The organism is Synechococcus sp. OH20 (assembly GCF_047502685.1).
Lineage (GTDB): Bacteria > Cyanobacteriota > Cyanobacteriia > Thermostichales > Thermostichaceae > Thermostichus.
Genome location: NZ_JANSIQ010000011.1, coordinates 219729 through 235602 on the forward strand (window position 1 = coordinate 219729; position 15874 = coordinate 235602).

11 protein-coding genes, 2 tRNA genes, 1 other RNA gene and 1 riboswitch are annotated in these 15874 nt (G+C 59.9%); of the genes, 7 read left to right on the forward strand and 7 right to left on the reverse strand.

The window, feature by feature from the left end; genetic code table 11:
• Positions 1-22: 22 nt before the first annotated feature.
• Positions 23-2041, forward strand: a complete 2019-nt coding sequence (locus tag NW826_RS03020) for a CHASE2 domain-containing protein (protein WP_414509396.1) — start codon at positions 23-25, stop codon at positions 2039-2041.
• A gap of 283 nt (positions 2042-2324) precedes the next feature.
• Here the strand turns inward: NW826_RS03020 and NW826_RS03025 are convergent, their stop codons facing one another.
• Positions 2325-2546 carry a high light inducible protein gene (locus tag NW826_RS03025; protein WP_414334922.1) on the reverse strand — a complete coding sequence of 74 codons (222 nt, stop codon included), beginning with the start codon at positions 2544-2546 and terminating at the stop codon, positions 2325-2327.
• Positions 2547-2659: 113 nt separating this feature from the next.
• Positions 2660-4171: a threonine ammonia-lyase, biosynthetic gene (ilvA, locus tag NW826_RS03030; RefSeq protein WP_414334923.1), complete on the reverse strand. Its 1512-nt coding sequence runs from the start codon at positions 4169-4171 to the stop codon at positions 2660-2662.
• A 126-nt stretch (positions 4172-4297) separates the two neighbouring features.
• Here ilvA and NW826_RS03035 point away from each other — a divergent pair, with 126 nt between their 5' ends.
• The gene (locus NW826_RS03035) at positions 4298-4780 is read left to right on the forward strand and encodes a pyridoxamine 5'-phosphate oxidase family protein (RefSeq protein ID WP_414334924.1); all 483 of its coding nucleotides are present in this window, start codon (positions 4298-4300) and stop codon (positions 4778-4780) included.
• Between the two features lie 107 nt (positions 4781-4887).
• On the opposite strand, the gene NW826_RS03040 is transcribed toward NW826_RS03035, so the two are convergent.
• Positions 4888-4959: transfer RNA gene (locus tag NW826_RS03040), tRNA-Lys, on the reverse strand.
• Between the two features lie 100 nt (positions 4960-5059).
• Here NW826_RS03040 and ssrA point away from each other — a divergent pair.
• Positions 5060-5461: a transfer-messenger RNA gene (gene ssrA / locus NW826_RS03045) on the forward strand.
• A gap of 104 nt (positions 5462-5565) precedes the next feature.
• On the opposite strand, the gene NW826_RS03050 is transcribed toward ssrA, so the two are convergent.
• On the reverse strand, positions 5566-7680 hold the full coding sequence (locus NW826_RS03050; protein ID WP_414509397.1) for a primary-amine oxidase: 2115 nt from the start codon (positions 7678-7680) through the stop codon (positions 5566-5568).
• 649 nt (positions 7681-8329) lie between these two features.
• Here NW826_RS03050 and NW826_RS03055 point away from each other — a divergent pair.
• Positions 8330-10648, forward strand: coding sequence for a GAF domain-containing protein (locus NW826_RS03055; RefSeq protein WP_414509398.1), 2319 nt, complete (start codon positions 8330-8332; stop codon positions 10646-10648).
• Here NW826_RS03055 and NW826_RS03060 read toward each other — a convergent pair.
• Positions 10649-10721 (reverse strand) — tRNA-Arg (locus NW826_RS03060).
• 163 nt (positions 10722-10884) lie between these two features.
• Between NW826_RS03060 and NW826_RS03065 the strand changes: the two genes are divergently transcribed.
• Together NW826_RS03065 and NW826_RS03070 are read left to right on the forward strand one after the other, a co-directional pair.
• Positions 10885-11157, forward strand: coding sequence for a hypothetical protein (locus tag NW826_RS03065; protein WP_414338726.1), 273 nt, complete (start codon positions 10885-10887; stop codon positions 11155-11157).
• A 55-nt stretch (positions 11158-11212) separates the two neighbouring features.
• Positions 11213-11647 (forward strand): hypothetical protein, encoded by a 435-nt coding sequence (locus NW826_RS03070; RefSeq protein ID WP_414509399.1) that lies wholly within the window; start codon positions 11213-11215, stop codon positions 11645-11647.
• A 184-nt stretch (positions 11648-11831) separates the two neighbouring features.
• Here the strand turns inward: NW826_RS03070 and rpsT are convergent, their stop codons facing one another.
• Positions 11832-12134 (reverse strand): 30S ribosomal protein S20, encoded by a 303-nt coding sequence (rpsT, locus tag NW826_RS03075; protein WP_414334928.1) that lies wholly within the window; start codon positions 12132-12134, stop codon positions 11832-11834.
• Positions 12135-12222: 88 nt separating this feature from the next.
• Between rpsT and NW826_RS03080 the strand changes: the two genes are divergently transcribed.
• Entirely contained in the window at positions 12223-13587 is a 1365-nt protein-coding gene (locus NW826_RS03080; protein ID WP_414509400.1) for a CRTAC1 family protein, read from the forward strand.
• Positions 13588-13601: 14 nt separating this feature from the next.
• Here the strand turns inward: NW826_RS03080 and NW826_RS03085 are convergent, their stop codons facing one another.
• Positions 13602-15482: a cation:proton antiporter gene (locus NW826_RS03085; RefSeq protein WP_414509401.1), complete on the reverse strand. Its 1881-nt coding sequence runs from the start codon at positions 15480-15482 to the stop codon at positions 13602-13604.
• Positions 15483-15729: 247 nt separating this feature from the next.
• A riboswitch (Glutamine riboswitch) is annotated at positions 15730-15821 on the forward strand.
• Positions 15822-15874 lie beyond the last annotated feature (53 nt).

Genomic DNA, 15874 nt, shown 5'->3' on the forward strand with positions numbered 1-15874 from the left:
GCGGCGGAGGCTGGGTTGGGCCTTGGCTTGGGGCTTGGGGTGGGCCACCCTGCTCAACCTTTCTGCCCAGCATCCGTTGTTGCTGCGGCTGGAGAGCGACTCCCAGGAATGGCTCTACGCCCACCGCGGCCCTCAGCAACCTTCTCCAAAAGTGGTGATCGTCGGCATCGATGGCCGCATCGATGGGCAGGGAGAAAATGGTGATGGCCAGCACAATGTTGACTTTCTCCTGGAACGGGCGAACTACGCCGGCCTGACCTTGCGCCTGCTGGAAGAGGCCGAGGCCAGGGTGGTGGTGCTGAACCTGCCCAGCAGCTTTGTGGTGCCCCAAAACCTGGGCAACGAAAACCTGGATGCCCCCTTGCGGCAGGTGGTGCAGCGCTACCCGGATCGCTTGGTTTTGGCCACCCGCAGCAGCGAGAGCTTTGGCCGGGCCGAGATCAACATCTACAACCACTTCTTGCCCTTTTCGTCCTTGCGACTGGAGTATTTGGTGCCGCCAGAGCACGTGCAAGGGGTGGTGCAATACCAAGTCGATGGGGCCGGGATCCTGCGCCAGGCCCAGTTGCGAGGGCTCTACCTGCGCCGCGACAGCCAAGAGGAGCAGATGTTTGCCTCTGTGGAAGCGCTGGCTTTTGCCAAGTACGACCCGGAGCGGGCCAGCCGCTGGTTTCGCCAGCGGGGTTTGCAGCCAGTTCAATTCAACCCCCTCGGATCCCAGCACAGCATCCCCATCATTCCCATCGAGCAGATCTGTCCGCCGGTGATCCCCCAGACGGGATCCGGCTCCCCGACGCTCAGCCCCGGCCAAGCCTGCCGCGGCCAGGAAGGGATCCCTCCCCTCAACCCCAAAGTTGCCGACCAATTGCGGGACAAAATTGTCCTGGTGGGCTTTGTGGGCGGCTACCCAGAGACCTTCCCGGTGCGAACGGCGGATGGATCCCAGATTGCGGCAGTGGAGCTGCAGGCGCAAATCTTGTCCAGCCTGCTCACCGGAGACGTGTACCACTCCCTGCCGTCAGGGCTGGCAGGCGGGGTGGTCTTGCTGCTGGGAGCAGGGACGGGACTGCTCTTGGTACTTTATCGCCCCTCCCTGCGACTGAACCATTGGGACTGGCAACAACAGGGGTTTCTCCTGCGGCCCCTGGTGGGGCTGGCCGTTTACGAAGGGTGGGCTGTGGCCCAGTTTCTGCTGTGGCGTTGGGTTTGGCCTTTCGTTTTGCCGGCTTTGGCCAGTGGGTTAACAGGGGTGAGCCTGCTGCTCACTCTGGTCATTGTGGAGAACCAGGAGCGGCTTTTGGCTCAACAACAAGAATTGGAGTGCTTGCGCCGAGCCGAACAGGAGGCCGCCGTCGACCAGGCTCGCAAGCTGCTCTACCGAGTAGCCACCGACATTCACGATCGCGAGCTGCAGGAGCTGAAGGTGGTGATGGACGACCTGGAGAGCCTGCAATGGCAACAGCAGCAGGGGAAAGACTCTGACCCCGCCATCTACGATCGCCTGCTGGAACAACTGGAGAGGATCGGGCGGGGCATTCGCGAGCAGCTCAACGACGTGCGCACCCTGGCCACCAAGCTGCATATCTCCCCCAGCTTGCGGGAAGGCTTGCACCGGGGCATCGACACCTATCTGGACGAGCTGATTCAGACGGGCAGCCTGACCTTGTCCGTAGAGCGCCACCTGCAACCTCTGCAGGAGCCCAACACCAGCGAGTGGTTCGACCAACGGGAGGACATCTTGCGTTTTTTGCGCGAGGCCATCGGCAATGTCATCGCCCACGTACAGCCCCCCAAAGGCAGTGCTTCTTTCGTCAGGGTGTCGCTGGCACAAACGGAGCGACATTGTTGCCTATCGGTAGTCAATGACGGCGTTGAATACGCTCCCAGCCCTGGTGGTGGCTACGGCAGCAAGGCCATGAATACCATCGCCCGCTATCTACCCAAGGGATCCTGGCACCGCACCCAGACCCCAGAAGGCCATACCCACGTCGAGCTGCACTGGGAAATGCCCAGCCTTTATAGTCGTTTTAAACAAGATTAAGACACTTTGCCGCCAGCCCAAGCGCTCCGCGCCGCTCACGCGACCACCCCCAGCCCCTCTCCCAGAGGGAGAGGGGAGTTAGAGCGGTACCTGCGCGACAGCGTTGCGGAACAATAACGACGTAGAGAAACGTTTCATTGCTATTTGACAATGACTGCAACCTCAGAGATCTCGCCTGCAAGTAGAAAAAAAGACCCTGGCCAGGGGCCAGGGTTGCTAGGCCAGCTCAGCGCTAGACTCAACTAGCAAGGGGCTTGTTCAGGCAAAGAATAGCTCTCCTGCCCTACTGCCCTAGGGATTGCAACCAGCCGATCAGGGTAGAGCCGGACAGAGATTCAAACAGGATCAGGGCAACAAAGCCGATCATCGCCAAACGCCCGTTCAGTCGCTCTGCATACTCGGTAAAGCCCACCCGCGGAGTGGTGTCCACATACATTTCCGGCTCGATAGCATAATTGTTTAGGCGGCCGCCTTCTTCAACAACGACGGAGCGATATCGGCTCATAGGGTTCTCCTTGTTTCTTCCTTACCTAGTTTAGCTCGTTTTGCATAGGATTGTAAAGTTTTGTTTACGACTTTGTGGATGCCCGGCACCCTGAGCTTCCCGACAAAGGCCGACTAGGCGAGGAACAACTTGTAGGCGGGGTTGTGGCTCTCGTCCCAGTAGCGATAGCTCAACGTATCCAGAAAACGCTGCCACTCGGGCATTTCGCAGGTGGGCACCTGCATGCCGATGAGAACGCGACCGTAGTCGGCGCCGTTGTTGCGGTAGTGAAACAGGCTGATGTTCCAATTGGGGCTCATGCAAGACAAGAACTTCAGCAAAGCTCCGGGCCGTTCGGGGAACTCGAAGCGGTAGAGCAGCTCATTTTCCGCCAGCAGAGAGCGCCCGCCCACCATGTGGCGCAGGTGCAACTTGGCCAGCTCATCGTCGGTGAGATCCAAGGTCTTGAAGCCGGCCCGCTCCAGATCCAGAGCCACCGCTTGGGCATCGGCCCGATCCCGCACCTGCAGCCCGACAAAGATATGGGCTTCTTGCTCGTCGGCGATGCGGTAGTTAAACTCGGTGAGGTTGCGCTGGCCAATGTGGGCACAGAACCGGCGCAGGCTGCCGCGTCGTTCCGGAATGGTGACGGCAAAAATGGCTTCCCGCTGTTCGCCGATTTCGGCCCGTTCGGCCACAAAGCGCAGGCGGTCGAAGTTCATGTTCGCCCCACAAGCGACCGCCAGCAAAGTCTGTCCTTGGATGCCGGTGCGGCTCACATAGGCTTTGAGGCCGGCAATGGCCAGAGCTCCGGCAGGCTCCAAAATGGAGCGGGTATCTTCAAAGACATCCTTGATGGCGGCACAGGTGTCGTCGGTAGTTACCAGGAGGATCTCGTCCACGTACTGCTGACAGAGGCGGAAGGTCTCTTCCCCCACTTCCCGCACTGCCACTCCATCGGCAAACAGACCTACTTGGGATAGGCGCACCCGCCGGCCTGCCTGGAGAGACCGGTACATGGCATCGGAGTCCACCGGTTCTACACCGATGATCTTGATTTCGGGGCGCAAGCGCTTAACGTAGGCGGCAATGCCCGCGATCAGGCCGCCCCCGCCAACAGCGACGAAGATGGCGTGGATGGGCTGTTGGTACTGGCGCAGGATTTCCATGCCGATGGTACCCTGGCCGGCGATCACCAGGGGATCGTCGAATGGATGGATGAAGGTCAAACCTTTCTCGGCTTCCAGTTGCCGCGCGTGAGCGTAGGCATCGTCAAAGGTATCTCCGTACAAGACCACTTCTGCGCCCCGCGCCCGCACGGCATCCACCTTCACTTGAGGGGTGGTGACGGGCATGACGATGATGGCCCGAGTGCCCAGCCGCTGTGCTGCCAGGGCCACTCCTTGGGCGTGGTTGCCTGCGGAGGCCGCGATCACCCCTTGCGCCAGTTGCTCCGGGGGCAAGTGGGCCATCTTGTTGTAAGCCCCGCGCAGCTTGAAGGAGAAAACCGGCTGCATGTCTTCCCGTTTCAGCCAGACCGGGTTGTTCAGGCGGCGGGAGAGGTTAAAAGCCGGCTCCAGGGGGGTTTCTTGGGCCACGTCGTAAACGCGAGCTGTAAGGATCTGAACGAGATAATCACAATCCATCGGGATGTATCGATAGGGTCGAAAACGGTCGCTCCCGGCGGGCTAAGAGCTATTATCCCAGGGATCCATCCCTTCTCCAGCAAGGGGGGCTTGGGCATAATAACAAAGGCCATGGGAGAAGAAGCGATGTCGGCGCAGGAAAAGTTGAAGGCGCTGTTGGAGAGCCAGCCGGTGGCCTGCTTGGGGGTGCTGGAGCAGGGATCCCCGGCAGTGTCGCTGGTGCCCTTTGTGGTGCAACGGGATCCCTTGCGTTTTGCCATTGTCATTAGCGATCTTTCTTCCCACACCCAGGCTTTGCGGGCGGATCCCCGCGCCAGCTTGCTCATCCACGAGCCGCCCACGCCGGTGGATCCCCGCAGCAACCACGCTTTGCCGCGGGTGATGGTGAGCGGAGAAGCCCGGTTCCTCAGCCGCGCGGAGGCCCAAGCCTGGGGGTTTGAGGCCCTTTATCGTGCCAAGTACGAGATTGCCGAGATGATCCTGGGCCTGGCGGATTTTCACTTCTGCCAGATCACCCCCACCGGCGGCAGCTTTATTCAGGGGTTTGGCCAAGCCTTCCGGCTGAGCGGCCCCAACCTGGATCAACTGGAGCATCTCGGCCGCACCTAGGCGCAAGAACATGGCCTTCCGACCGGCAACCGACGACAGGGAGGGCGGATAAACCGTTGCCGCGCCAGTTTCCAGGTCGCGCTGCTATTTGCAAGTGACCGAAGACATGGGTCGGCAGGGATTCGAACCCTGGGCCAATCGGTTAAAAGCCGAGTGCTCTACCGCTGAGCTACCGACCCAAGTTTGCAGCTTTGTCATGCTAGCAAAACTTCTGTCACACTAGCAAAGGTTCTGGCCGTATCCCTAAAAATCTTGCTATGCTGAACTTAGACCAACCCTGGGGCTGTAACGGTTTCGACGGGGTGGCGAACATGGGTTCATGATACAGGTCGGGATTGAGCTTATCCCGTTATCACCAGGCTCAAACCAGTACGTGCGAACAACGTCGTACCCTTTGCTCGTAAAGCAGCTGCTCTGGCTGCCTAAGGCTCAGTAACCGAAAACTAACTCTGAGCTCGAGGATCTGCTCACGACCCCGTTAAGTGGGCGGATCACAACCCCAACGGGTGCAGCTCTCTGCTCTGGCTCCGTCGAGGGAGAGACCAAGATTAGGCGGAGAAATCCCATCGCCGGGATCCAAACGGCGATCCCCGCCTCGAGGGTCAAAGAGGCTAAGCCTGTGAATGAGTGATCCCTTAGTACCCATCTCGGACACGGGTTCGACTCCCGTCAGCTCCATCCTCAGGTGCCCTAGGCCCAGAAGGTTGCTGGAGGGCTTTTGGGCGTCCATGAAAGTCCGGCAAGATCCAATGCCATGCCAAGGTGGGGCCTGGCGCTCACCGCAGCTAATGGGAATGGCTGGTGCTGCAGCAGCTTTTGGTTTTCGGCGGCGGAGGGGGCACATCCAAAGCCGGGTTGCACTCAAAGAAGCCCAACGGCTTGAGCAGAAAGCCAATGTAGCTAACCGGCATCACCGGCCAGTCTTCGGTGCGGGGGAAGTGGTTACAGCCAAAGCTGTACCAGAGCACCAGGCGGGTATTTTCTAGGGAGCGGTTGGCTTGTGTCCATTTCACCAGCCCTTCCCCACCGGGGTGTTGGTTGGGGTAGTCCCCCGCCGGGAACTTCTCGCCAGGATGATAGGGCGTGGCCCAGAGGTGGTGGGCCAAATACCCTGCCCGTCGATACAGCCAGGAGTCGGGGTGGGCCAGGAACCGGACATTCTCTCCTGGGAGCAACTTGTAGGCCACCGGCTGCCCCAGGCGGTTGTGGCGGTTGGGGTTGACAATCTTCCAGTAGCGCCCCCGCAAGGGATCCACCGTTTGCTTGGCTTCCTGCTCAGTGCTCAACAAGGTGGAGCGGGCGCGGAAGGCGTTGCCGTAGGGGTTATCCGGCCCCAAGGGCAGCGGCTCGGCATGGGCTTCGTAGAGGGAGTTGCCCGGCCCATCCACCGCCATGTCCAGGCGCACGGTAAAAAAGTGCTGGTGGTTGAGGCCAGACAATTGGGGCGCTACCAAGACGCCAAACTCCGGTTCCTCCCCCGGCAGGGTGGCGCAGGTGTTGATGATGCCGGTGAGCTTGGCCTCGAACTCCAGTGTGCCATCCTGGTAGAAGTACCAGAAAAAGCCGTAGTCGTAGTTGCCGATGGTGGTAAAGAAAGAGAGCACCAGCCGCCGCGAGCGCCGCACCTGAGCTCGCTCCGTGCGCCAGTCGGTGTGCTTCCAGAGCACGCCAAAGTCCTCCTCGTGCATGCAGATGGCGTTTTTGAGGAGCATGGGCTCACCGCTGTTGCTGGGCAGCCAGGCATCGAAGTAGTAGATCTCCCCCAGGCAGTCGCAGCCCAGGCGCAGGGAATTGGCCTGCATGCCGATGCCGTATTCCCCCACGTCAAAGGCGTTCTTGCGACAGTGGGGATCCCGTGGATCCCCGTAGGGCACCACCATCTCGGCTACCGAAGCCCGATAGAGGATGGGGCGAAGGCGGCCCTGATCCTCATAGCTCACCTGATGCAGCACCAGCCCCTCGCGGGGGTTAAAGCTGATGCGCAGATCCCACTTCTGCCAGCGGATGTGGTGGCCTTCTACTTGGAAGCTCACCCCTTGGGGCTGAGTAATTTCCAAAGGCTTCAAATCTCGGCGAAACTCTTTGAAGAAGATCTCGTCAAAATTGCCATCTTCCGGGGGCAGAGGCCAGGGGCCGCGATCCTCCACCTTGATCACCTGCATTTGGTTGAGGTCAATCCAGGGGTAGAGGCCTTCGAGGGGACGGGCATAGCCATTGTCGTAAGGGGAAGTGCGCAGGAAACACAGACCCCGCACCAGCCGCCGCCCCTTTTCTTCCGGGATCCCAAAGTAGCCCACCGTCCAGTAGTCCACCATCACCCGCTCCACATCGGCAATGCCCCGCCGCTGCAGGGCGGCCAGAAATTGGGGATCCTCCTTGAGCAAGCGGTCACAGGCGTAGACCTCATCGTCCAAAAGGGGCGGCTGCACGCCGGGGACGAGCTGCCAAGAGCACACCTGCTGCCGGGAGAGGGAGACCACCGCCTCGTAGGTGCTGCCCTCGGTGGGATCCAACAGCACCACAAACGCCTGCCGATCCCAGGGTTGGCCCGGTTGCCAAGCTTCCATCCAGGGCCGCTCCGGCTCCTGCAGTTGGATGGTGACAAAGCGGCAGCGGGAAGCAAGAGGGCGCTCCTGACGCAGGATTTTGACCACTTGCCGGATTTCTTCGCCATTTAGGGGATCCAGGGGGTGGCTTGGCCATTCGGGCCGGACAGCCGCGGTTGTGGCAGAAAGCGATCGCTCCTGCTCCTGCAGAGCAGGCTGAGGACTGCGAGGAAGTTCACAAATCACAGAAATAACCTTGAATTCTACAGAAAGTGAATTGGCTGGGTGACGATCCGTTGAAAAATGCCGCAGGGATCCCCTTGCCTGCCACCCCAGGCGCTTTAAGCTAGCCATCAGCCCGTACAGGACAACCTGGCCGTTGCCACAAGCAACTTTGGCAACCTTGGCCGGCAAGAGGATAGGCTCAAAGAATCCGTTCTTGGGGACAACCTTACCTTCGCCAGCTAGCCCAACCTGAGGTTATCCCCATCCGTTGGGTTGTCTCTGCCCGCTAACCAAAGGAAGAGGGCAGCGGCACCTTGAGCAGCCGCGTTACCGCAAACCGAAAAATATCGAACAATCGCCAGAAACTAACTATAGGCTTCCGAGGGAAAAGATCCCAGCTCAAAATCAGCAGCAATTTCTTTAGGCCAAACGTGGCATAGGGCAGCATAAAAAAGAATCAACGCTTCACGCAGGCTGAGGGCGCAGCCGCAAGGAAGAAGCTTGATGCAGCACTGCTCTCTTCTCAACGCGAACTCATTTCGGCTTGCCCTAACCCCACCTGCTAGGGGGATCCCCAGTGTTGGGATCCAAGGCGCAACTGCCCATTACTATAGCAGAGGCTCCCCCCTCGGCCACAAGCTGCGGTCAAGAGTCGGCTCTCCGGATCTGAAGTTTAGCGTGAAGTAAAGATCTTGTATTGGCTAACACATCTTTGAGCAGAGTACTGAAATCATGCTTAAAGCTAAGGATTTCTGGCAAGAGGATCTCTCAGATCTGTATGAGGATCGTCCACAATGAGGTAGCGCTGGTGGAACAACCAACCGTTTTGGTGGGGGAGATGGCTTCAGCTCAACACCGCCTGGTGCCGGTGCGGCCAGAAGACGGCGGCTTTTATCCAGAGCATCTCTTTTTGGCTCTGGAGGCCATCCAACTGGGCTATTGGCAACTGGATCTGCGCAGCGGGGAGCTGAGCACTTCCCCTCAGTGCAAGGCCAAGTACGGACGGGATCCCGGCGAGGAGTTCACTCTGGAGATGTTTTTCGAGAGCGTTCACCCCGAAGATCGCCAAAGGGTGAAGGAAGCTTTCCAGTTGGCGGGGCCTAGAGCATTGGAGGGGGATCCCAACTTGGCAGTCGAGTACCGTGCCCATCTCGCAGACGGGCAGGTGCGCTGGCACCTCTCTCAGGGGATTGTGCTCCTGGGGCCGGAAGGGGATCCCAGCCATGTGGTCGGGGTAACCCTGGACATCACCAAGCGCAAGCAGGCCGAGCTAAAGCTGCAGCAACAGGTGCAGCGGGAAAAACTGTTTAACCGGCTCATTCAGGCCATCAGCACCTCTTTGGATCTACCCGCCCTCTTTGAGGTAGCGGTGCAGGAAGTAGGCCAGGTTTTGCAGGCAGCGCGGGTTACCCTTTACCAATATCTGCCTGCCGAGAAGGTGTGGGTGGGCATTACCGCCCATGTTCGCTCCCCCGATGTGCCCAGTGCTCTCCAAATGCGCATACCGGATGATCCGCAGATCCCAACCATTCAGCAGTTGCAGCAGCTGCAAGTTTTTCACGTGGCGGATCCCAAGCAAGTTTCCGATCCCTTTGCGTTGCAGGAAAGGCAAGACTGCCAGCTCGGCCCTTGGCTAGGGATCCCGGTGGCCTGTCAAGGGAAACTTTGGGGCGCTCTAGCCCTGAGACGCCTGATCTCTGAACCCGATTGGCAAGAGGAAGAGATCGAGTTGGCCAGGGCAATTGGCAATCACCTGGCAGTCGCCATTCGACAGGCGGAACTTTATCAAAGGCTGCAGCAAGCCAACGTCGAACTGGATTACCAAGTGCGGGTGCGCAACGGCCAACTGCAGCAAGCCTACGAAGACGAGGCCCTGCTGCAACTGATCACGGAAGAAATTCGCTCCAGCCTAGACGAGCACAAGATTTTGGAAAGCGTGGCGCAGGAACTGGCCCTCAGCCTTGGCCTTTCCGGCTGCATGATTGCCCTCCATGACTCAGAACGACAGGTTGGCGTTTTGGCCTTGGATTATCGACCTGGAGAAGGGATCCGCCGTTTTCCCCTGGAGATCCCCTTTGCCGATTTTGCCGAGGTGCTCCAGCAGCTTCAGGGTGGGCAGTTCTGCTATTTCAGCAACCTTGGCCACCCCTGCTGGCCCAGCTACGACCGCCACACGCTGCTGGTACTTCCCATTTGCGATGCTCAGGAAGGCGAATCTCTCCTGCTGGGAAATATTTGCGGCTCGCGTCCGCCGGGGCAGGTGTTTGGCGAGCGGGAACAGCGCTTGATGCGGCGGGTGGCCAGCCAGTGTGCGATTGCCATTCGCCAGGCCCGGCTTTTCCAAACCGTGCAGCAGCAGGTGCAGCAGTTGCAGGAGCTCAACCACCTCAAGGATGAGTTTCTGCACATGGTCTCCCACGAGATGCGCACGCCTCTAACCAACACGAAGCTGGCAATTGCTTTTCTCTCCAAGGCCAACCTGACGGAGCGGGAGCAGCGCTACTTGCAGATTTTGGAGATGGAGACCAACCGCGAGCTGGACTTGATCAACGAGCTGTTGGAATTGCAAGCTATTGAAGCCGGAAATAGGGATCTCAATCTAACCTGGTTATCTCCTCAGGAGTGGATCCCCGATCTTTCCGAGCCCTTCCGGCTGCGAGCTGCCCAGCAGAACCAACAGTTTCAGTTGGAATGGGATCCCGACCTTTTGCCCCTCTGCACGGATGAGAGACTGCTGTCGCGGGTGGTGGGCGAACTTTTGAACAACGCCTGCAAGTACACGCCGGCTGGGGAAAGCATCTGTTTGCGCTTTAGCCAGACCCATCAACAGAACCGTCTCGGCTGGCTGATCGAGGTGCGCAATACGGGAGTGGAAATTCCTTCAGAGGCGCTGCCCCATGTGTTTGAAAAGTTCTACCGCATCCCACAGTTGGATCGCCGCAAGGCCGGAGGGACAGGCCTAGGCCTGCCGCTAGCCAAAAAGGCTATGGAGATGTTAAAGGGATCCCTGACGGTGGAAAGCCGTTCCCGGCAGGTGATTTTCCAGGTGTGGTGCCCCCATCAGGGCAGCTTGTCGGCAACTCAAAACAGAGCCTAGCGCCTTGCGCAGGACTCGAACCTGCAACCATCGACTTAGAAGGTCGGTGCTCTATCCATTGAGCTAGCAAGGCCAGACGCAGAGCCATTATATCCCCGACCCAGTACCCCGACTGGCCTGCCTCTGCCTTGGACTTCCGTATTTTGGCTTGGGCAAGTTGCGCGATTTGACTTAAGGAGCCGGGTCCGGATCCCTTCACCATGAGAATGTTGGCGATTCTGGATTTTGCTTAGGATATGAACGTCAAAGAGATCGTCCGCCAGGCTCTCAAAACGGGGCGCCTAAGCCTCTTTCAGGAAACTTGCCTGTACGAGCTGTTTGAAACCAACTGTCCAGATGAGGAAGACCTGCGGGCGGCAGATGCTTTGATCAATGCCCTTTTGGATGGCGCTGTGCAACGGGAGAGCCACAACTGGGATCCCTGTGCATCGATGCCAGACTTCGCCGCCTTTCCCCTTAAAATTGACGAGCAGAGAACAAAAGAGTACCCATTCAGGGATCCCCTGTAACCAAGCCATCTTGGGGAAGACCCGGCCAAAATGGGTGTTGAAAATCGGGATCCCTATGCCACCGCTCCCTGATCCTGGTTCAGTTGAGGACAAGCAGAGCCCTCCCGGCCTGGGATCCCTCTCTCCGGCGGCCAGGCGCCTGCTGCGGCTCTACCATGGCGGCAGCTTTATCTTTCTGGGCCTGCTGTGGCTGCTGGTCGGGATCCCCAGCCTCTGGGCTTTGCGGGCAGATCTCATCCGCCTGTGGAACCATTTCACCTGGACAGGCCTGCGCTATGCCCTGTTTTACCGGCCCGGCTGGCCCACCTTCGGCCTTTTGCTGTGCGTCAGCTTCACCGTGGGGATCCTGATCGCCCAAAGCCGCTATGAATTGTTCGGGCTGTATCCGCTTGAGCGTCTCATGCTGGAGCGGCAATCCCGCTGGATCCTGTCTTTGCCCGCCTGGCACCCGCTGCGGCGCTGGCTGGTGCGCACCTTGGATTCCCGCTAGTGGGCCTGGCCGAGAGTTGGGATCCCTGCTCAGATTCCTGACTTGCCATTGCTGCTGTTGGCCGGCTGTCAGCGCTGGTTTGGAGAAGGTTGCAACACACACAAAAGCTCGGTAGGCAAATGCTCAAGCTTGCTTCCGGGGCAGCAGTAGAGACCTTTGGGCCCCACCCGTCCAAGACCCTGTCTTAGGAGGCACTTGTGGCGGCTAGGGATCGTTGCACAATCCGAGATAGACGAGCCTTCCGACGGGCGGCTGTGTTTTTGTGGAGAACCCCTGTTTTGGCCGCTTTGTCGATGCGGCTAAAGGCAGCGCTCATCGCCGCTTGAATCTCCTGCAGGGTTTCCGGTTGGGGGTTGGCGGCGTAAGTAGAGGAGAGGGAGATCACTTTTTTCATCAGCGCGCGCACCATGGCTTTGGTAGCTTTGTTGCGTAGCCGATTTCGCTCGGCAATCTTGACGCGCTTGATGGCAGATTTAATGCGTGGCATGGTCGAGAGGGAAGCTACGGCGGAGATCTAGCATACCATTAGAGTTTGGAGCTCCACCAGTTCCTGCCTCTCCTACGACGGGATCCCCATGTTTCGAGATTGCAGCTCCCTCCTCCAGTTCAACCCGCCTGCCCTTTTCTATGGGGTTGCCGTTTGCGATGTGGATCGGGACGGGGCTTTTGAGCTGTTTGTGTGCGGCTTCCGCGGCCCGAATCGGGTTTTGAAGTGGAACGGCCAGGCGCTGGTGGATCTGGTGGACGATACTCTGGCCGATGCAGGGCGCATGGCCATTGGGGTGGCTGCCGGCGACTTCGACGGCGACGGGCAAGAAGAACTCTATGTTTTGAATACCGATACCTTCGGCGGGCGCAAGCGCTTTGGGGATCGCCTCTTCGACTGGCAGGGATCCCGTTGGGTGGATCTGTTCTCTCTACCCCACAACCAAGATGCCCTCAACTTGACGGCCGGTCGCTCGGTGGCCTGCGTGGATCGCTTTGGCCAGGGGCGGTACGGGTTTTTCGTGGCCAACTACGGCGGCCCCATGCGCCTTTACGAGCTGGGCTCCAACCAGATGATTGCCGATGTGGCACCGGAGGCGGGGGTGAACCGGGTAACGGGCGGGCGGGGGCTGGTGGCCCTGCCCTTGGTCTCGCAGCGGATGGACATGTTTGCCGTCAACGAGCAGGGGCCCAACTTTTTGTTTCGCAACCGCGGGGATGGCACCTTTGAAGAAATTGCCGCCGAAGTGGGGCTGGCGGATCCCGGCGAGCATGGGCGGGGGGTGGCAGCGGTGGATCTGGATGGGGACGGGCGGCTGGACTTGGTCTACGGCAACTGGGAAGGGCCGCATCGCCTCTGGATCCAAACCCCCGGCGGCATCTTCAAGAACGTGGCCCCCCCAGATCTGGCCAGGCCCTCCCGGATTCGCACCGTGATTGCTGCCGACTTCGACAACGACGGCTACCCGGAGCTGTTTTTTAACAACATCGGCGAGCTCAACCGCCTGTTTGGCTGGCGCTCTGGCTGCTGGCAGGCCATTGACATTGGAGAGGCTGCTGAGCCGCAGGGATTGGGAACAGGAGCGGCAGTCGCCGATGTGGATGGGGACGGTCGCCTGGAGCTGCTCATTGCCCACGGCGAGTCGGGCGCCCAGCCCCTGAGCTTCTACCGCCCCCTGGCTAATGGCAACAACTGGCTAAGGGTCTTGCCCCTGACTCGCCAAGGATCCCCGGCCCGCGGCGCCCTGGTGCGGCTGATCACCCCCACTCGCACGCAGATCCGCCCCATCGATGCCGGCAGCGGCTACCTCTGTCAGATGGAGCCGGTGGCCCACTTTGGCCTGGGATCCGAAACGCTGGTCAAGGAAATCCAGATCCAGTGGCCGGACGGAAAACAGTTGCAGGTGGCTCGCCCGCCGGTCAACCAGCTCCTGCGGATCCCCTATCCTGGCTAGCTCCCCTGAGAGATCTACTCAGCCGAGCCCGAGATCCCTGCCCATTCCGGCTGCACGGGGCGCTGCCAGTGTTCCCACCAGGCCAGCACCTCAGGTGAGCTGCCGTTGGCAGGAGCGGGGAGGGGGGGAGAAGGGGGTGTCAGCCAACTGACAGGCGTGGGGATCAGGCAACTGGGGTGGAGAGGGCGCAAATCGCGGTAGTGGCTGCTGCGGATGGCCAGAATCTCCTGCTGGATGACCTCCAGGGGCTCGCCCAGCTTCAGCAGCACATGGCTGCACAACCCCAGGCTGGCCTCAAATTCCGGGTGGACGACTTCTCGGGCTCCCAACTGATAGAGCTGCTCGATGTCCTCTTCATGGGTGGCCCGCACCACCACATCCAGGTGGGGCGCCAGTTCCAGCGCCCGTTTCAAGCAGAGGCGCATGCTCAGGCGATCCGGCAGGGCGATCACCAGGGCGCGAGCTTGGGACAGACAAGCTTTCTCCAGCACCGGGGCGCTGGCGGCATTGCCGTAGAGATAGGGGATCCCGCGCGAGCGCAGGTGTTGGATGACCCGTTCCGACTGGTCGATCACCAAAACGGGATGGCGACGGGCTTCCAGGATGCGCACGATGTCTTGCCCCACCTGTCCATAGCCGCACACCACCACGTGCCCCTCTTGGGGAGCGTCGGGAGCCAGAGCGCGGGGCTGCTCGCTCCCTTCCAGCCAACGGGCCCAGAAGGGGATCCCTTGTAAGTTTGCCAGCAGTCGCGGCGCGCCCCTGAGCAGAAAGGGAGTGACGAGCAGGGTAACAGCGGTGGTGCTGACGATGAGCAAATAGAGTTGCCGCGACACCAGCCCCAGCGCCTGCCCTTCACTGGCCAAGACAAAGGAGAACTCGCCGATCTGCGAGAGGCCCAGCCCCACCAACACCGCTGAGGGGAGCGGGTAGCCGAACAGACCGGCCAAAGGGGCCACCAGGCAAAACTTGCCCACCATCACCAGCCCCACTAACCCTAGGATCAAGGGCAGGTGGGCGGCGATAAAGCTGGGATCGATGAGCATGCCAATGGCAGCAAAAAAGAGGGCGGCAAACACATCCCGCAAGGGCTCTACGTAAGCCAGGGTCTGGTCGGCGTATTCCACTTCTGAGATCATCAGCCCGGCGATAAAAGCCCCGATCTCACTGGAAATGCCCAGCCGCTCCGTCAACAGGGCAATCCCTACGCAGAGGCTGATCACCCCCAGCAAAAACACTTCTTTGCTCTCCTGCTGCGCCAAAAGCCGCAGGAAAGCGGGCACCAGCCACATCCCGCCCACCACCGCCCCCAGCCCCACCAGGCCGATTTCTGCCAGCGCCTTGGCCAGGGATCCCGCCAGCTCCGGCAAAGGACAATCCAAAGCCGGCAACACCGCCAGCATCAGCCCTACCGCCAGATCCTGCACAATCAAGATCCCCAGCATGGCCTGAGCTTGGGGCGTGCCCATCTGGTTGGTCTCGATGAGGCTTTTGAGCACCACCGCCGTGGAAGACAGAGAGAGCACCGCCCCCAGGAAGATCCCCTGCACCGGCGTCAGCCAGCCGCTGGCCACCGCCAGCACCGCTGTGATCGCGATGGTCAGGCCGATCTGCAAGGCACCGCCGCCAATGGCGATCCCCCGCACCTGGCGCAATTCTTTGAGGGAAAACTCCACCCCCAAAGTAAATAGCAAAAAGGTCACCCCAAACTGGGCCAGGGTTTCCACCTGCACCAACTCCTTGATCCACCCCAGCCCCGCCGGCCCCACCAGGATCCCGGCCAGCAAATACCCCAGTAACACCGGCTGCCTCAACAGGGAGGCCAAAAATCCGCCCGCCGCCGCTGCCGCCAACACCGTCACAATGTCCAAAATCAGGCGAAAGTCTTCCTGCACCGAGACACCCCACCAGGAGTATGAACTTTTGTAGCCGATCCTGAGGATTCTTCCACGATACTGCTTTCTTCGGCCTTGCGGACAGACTGGGCCCAACCCAAAGCGCTGCAAACCGGCTCCCAAAGAGGATGCCGCGTCATTCAGCCTGGGTTGTTGGATAGCTAGAGGGGGAATCAGGAGAAATTTTTGTTAAAAGTTGCTGACAACACCCCAAAACCGTAGCTTATAATACAGAATGTAGACAGAAATCGTTCATCCTTTCGCCTGCCGTTTGGCTCATCGTGGGGCGAGATGGCGGCCAGAGGACGGAAGTAGGGAATTATCCCGAAGGAACGCGCCTCAAACCTTGTGACTGTCCAGGGGACATCCCAGGTCACTTCTCAACTCAGGAA